This window comes from uncultured Sphingomonas sp., assembly GCF_946477935.1.
Lineage (GTDB): Bacteria > Pseudomonadota > Alphaproteobacteria > Sphingomonadales > Sphingomonadaceae > Sphingomonas.
The window spans coordinates 1-3,751 of record NZ_CAMLAC010000292.1; the positions used below are offsets into that span (position 1 = coordinate 1).

6 protein-coding genes are annotated in these 3,751 nt (G+C 67.8%); all 6 read left to right on the top strand.

Translation table 11 applies throughout. The features are described from left to right. Positions 1–555 (top strand): hypothetical protein (locus tag Q0U08_RS18595; protein WP_298093199.1); only part of this gene is annotated, 555 nt, incomplete at its 5' end. Next, positions 555–827: a hypothetical protein gene (locus Q0U08_RS18600; protein WP_298093201.1), complete on the top strand. Its 273-nt coding sequence runs from the start codon at positions 555–557 to the stop codon at positions 825–827. The genes Q0U08_RS18595 and Q0U08_RS18600, both read left to right, overlap by 1 nt. Next, entirely contained in the window at positions 824–1,444 is a 621-nt protein-coding gene (locus tag Q0U08_RS18605) for a hypothetical protein (protein WP_298093203.1), read from the top strand. Before Q0U08_RS18600 ends, Q0U08_RS18605 begins: the two co-directional genes overlap by 4 nt. An 8-nt stretch (positions 1,445–1,452) precedes the next feature. Continuing rightward, positions 1,453–2,568, top strand: coding sequence for a DNA polymerase III subunit beta (gene dnaN, locus Q0U08_RS18610; protein WP_298093205.1), 1,116 nt, complete (start codon positions 1,453–1,455; stop codon positions 2,566–2,568). Between the two features lie 10 nt (positions 2,569–2,578). Then, a complete protein-coding gene (locus tag Q0U08_RS18615; protein WP_298093207.1) occupies positions 2,579–2,740 on the top strand; it encodes a hypothetical protein in 162 nt (53 codons plus the stop codon). After that, positions 2,737–3,751: hypothetical protein (locus Q0U08_RS18620; protein WP_298093209.1), on the top strand; the 1,015-nt coding region annotated here is incomplete at its 3' end. The genes Q0U08_RS18615 and Q0U08_RS18620, both read left to right, overlap by 4 nt.

The window sequence follows — 3,751 nt, forward strand, 5'->3', positions numbered from 1 at the left end:
GTCGGATACCGCAGCCATCACTGCGTCGTCACTGGAAACGGACGCGTCCGTTTCCCATCAGGTGACCGCGTGATGCCGCGCGGAGCCGCTGCCGGGCGCATCCTGAAGGTGGCCTTCACGGATCTGCTGCATTCGCTCGGTTATCTGAAGGTTGCAGCTGGGGAATGCCGTGTCGGCGTCAGCACGCTGCACCGGTATGCGTCGCTGAACGCGGAAGATGCCGACAAGCATGCTCCGATCGACGTCGTCGCACAGCTGGAGCGAGTGACGGGCGAACCGATCGTGACGCGGAAGCTGTGCGAACTGGCGGGTGGCGTATTCGTGCCTTTGCCGACCGCACCCGCGACCCGCGAGGATCTGCTGTTCCTGCTGAGCCGCAAGGCGCGGGAAAGCAGCGAGCTGACGGCTGCGGCGATCGAGTGCTGCACGGCCGTCGATGATGCGCCCGAAAAGCGGCGGGCAGCGGCCCGCCGGGCGATCAAGGAACTGGACGATGTGGTGGCGGTCGCGATGACGATGCGCGCCGCCCTCGAAACGCTTGAGGGAGACGAGTGATGGGCAAGCTGCATCTGCCGGCGAAGGCGTCGAGCGAGGGCGCGCGGCGCTTGGCGCAGTGGATCATGTCGCTGGATGGCGGGATGACCGAAGCGGCGACCGCGCTGGACATCCCCGAAGGCTGGCTCCAGCGCATGGTCGAGGGCGACATGGTCCCCGGTCTGAAGACCGGCTGCGATCTCCACCGTCTGATGGGCATGACCGCGCGTCACTTCAACGTGCCGGCGCGCGGCGGGTGGTTCGATCGCGTGCCCTACGCGGTGGCCGCTTGAACATGGTTTCCGAAATCGTGCGCGGGCTTCCCCCGGCCGCGTGCGACGGCGCGGTGGGGTCTGCCCCCCACTCCACCGCGCCCATCCCTTCCGATGATCTTGTGCTGATGGTGGCCTCCCCGGAGCGCATCCGCGCCTGGTTGAGCATGGCCGTCCCGGGCGACCAGTTTCTCTATGCGACCTGGGCGCGGGCGCCGGGCAATCACCCGGGCGCGGTCCTGATGCGGACGCTGGCCGGCAAGGGCCTCGTACACCTGAAGCAGAAGCGCGTCGGGACGTCGCTGGTGCATCGCTACACCGCCGAGCGGTCGAGCAAACCGATCGAAACGCCCGCACCGCGGGCGATGTTGTCGGCGCGGCTGGCGGTGATCGCCGAAGGCGAAACCGATCTCGTCAATGCGCTGATGCAGCAGCTGATGCGTGCGGCCCGCTTCCGCCTGCCCTGCCCCACGGATGTGCAGCTGGCGCGACGCGCGGGTGTGGCGCCCGAGGTCGTGCCGGTGGCGCTGGCGGCGATGGTCGAGGCGGGGATGATCCGGGTGCATGCGGCGCCCGCCCCCACGCTGCGGCGTGTGACGATCGTGGATTCTGGAGACGTGACGGGGATGGCGGCATGACAGTTGAAGTGGAGCGCGACGCGTTGTTGGGCGCAGTGCGGGCGGTGGTCGATGTGGTGGCGAGCCGCAACACCATCCCGATCCTCGGTAACCTGCTGATCGAGGCGGGCGAAGGTCGGCTGACGGTCACGGGGACGAACCTCGACCTGCAGGCGACGTCGACGGTCGAGGCGGCCGGGTCGCTTGCGACGACGGTGGATGCGCAGAAGATGGTCGCGGCCGTGGCGAGTTTCCGGGCGGGGCGCATGACGCTGGCACCCGTAGATGGCAAGTCGTCGGTCGTGATGAAGCAGGGCCGTGGCCAGCGTACGCTGGCCACCCTGCCTCCCACCGATTTCCCGAAGCGCAAGGCCCTGGAGGGGGCGGTCGCCTTCTCCATGCCAGCCGCCGCGCTGGCGCGCGTGGTCGAGTGCACGCAGATCGCGCAGTCGGTTGACGAATCGCGGCTGTACCTCAACGGCATCCACCTGCATGCCCACGACGGCCGGCATCTTCGGGGCGTCGCCACGGACGGCTTCAAGATGGTGAGGGTCGAGACGGCACTGCCGGGCGGCGCCGAAGCGATGCCTCCGATCATCGTGCCCAGCAAGGCCGTAGCGCAGATCCGCAAGATGCTGACCAAGGCGGAGGGCGAGGTCGCGATCGAAGTGACCGCCGCCGCCATGTCGCTGGCGGTCGGATCGTCGCGGCTGCTGACCAAGCTCGTGGACGGTACGTTCCCGGACTACGAGCGCGTGATCCCCGCCGCAGGCGGCAAGTACCGCATCGAGTGCATGCCTGCCGCGATCGTCGAGCCCATCGTGGCCGTGGCTGCGGTGGTGAACGCCGAAGGCGACAGCAAGATGAAGGTTCGCAAGGTGCAGGTGGCGATCGGCGGGGCCGATGGTCACGAGGTCCGGTCGTGGGACACGTCGGGCACGCTGGCGAACGAGCCCATCGACGTCGAGGTGTCGGGCGGCGCGCTCGACTTCGGCGTCAACCACAGCCTGTTCAAACCGATCGTCGATCTGTTCGCGGAGAGCGGCAGGATGTCGATCGAACTGGGCGGTAACGAAACCGCGCTGCGGATCACCGGTGAGAAGGACCCCGATCTGATCGCCGTCCTCCAGACCATGCGGCTTTAGGATCGCGATCATGGAAGAAGACTTCGACGAGGCGGCAATCATCGACCTGGCCACCGCCATACAGCGGGGTGATCGAGACAACGCCTTCCACGCGCTGGACCAGTTGATCCGTGATCACGCGAATGCATCCGCCATTCGCGACAGGATCGACATCGCTCGGAGGCAGGCATGACCGTGCTGCCCGTCTATCGGACGTTTCTGTCCGCCAAGGCCGCACAGGACCCTGCGACCGGCATCGCCGACATCAGCGGGCTGCCTGCCGCGTTGGCCGACTTTCAGGCGGCGATCGTGCCATGGGCACTGCGCCGGGGCCGCGCGGCGCTGTTCGCGGGCACTGGTCTCGGCAAGACGCTGATGGAGATGGCGTGGGCCGATGCCGTCGCAAGGGCGGCGAACGCGCCCGTCCTGATCCTGACGCCGCTGGCAGTGGCGCCGCAGTTCGTCAGCGAGGCCGACAAGTTCGGGCTGGAGGTGCGGCGCGCCGCATCCGATGCCGACATCACAGGGCCGGGCGTCTACGTCACCAACTACGACAAGCTGGGCCGGTTCGACCTGACCCGGCTGGCCGGCATCGTCCTCGACGAGAGCTCGATACTGAAGGCGTTCGACGGCAAGACGCGCAACGCTCTGATCGATGGTGCGCGGCGCGTGCCGTTCCGGCTGGCGGCATCGGCGACCCCGGCTCCGAACGATTTCATGGAACTGGGCAACCATGCCGAGTTCCTCGGGGTGATGAATCATGCCGAGATGCTCGCGACGTTCTTCATCCACGACGGAGGCGATACGTCGAAGTGGCGACTGAAGCGGCACGCGGAGGACGCTTTCTGGCGGTGGGTCGCGAGCTGGGCGGTGATGATAACCAAGCCGTCCGACATCGGGTTCGCAGACGGTGCCTATCAGCTGCCCCCGCTTCGGATGCACGAGCATCTGGTGGACAGCGATGCCGATCAGGCGGCCGGCATGGGCATGCTGTTCCCGATGGAGGCCCGCACGATGGCGGAGCGGCTTTCGGCGCGGCGATCGTCGGTATCGGCGCGGGTGGACCGAGCGGGCGAGATCATCGCGGCGCACGACCGGCCTGCGGTGGCGTGGTGCAACCTCAACGCGGAAAGCGAGGCGATGGCCCGCGCGTCGGGCGGCGTCGAGGTGCGCGGCAGCGACAGTGAAGGTCGCAAGGAGGAAG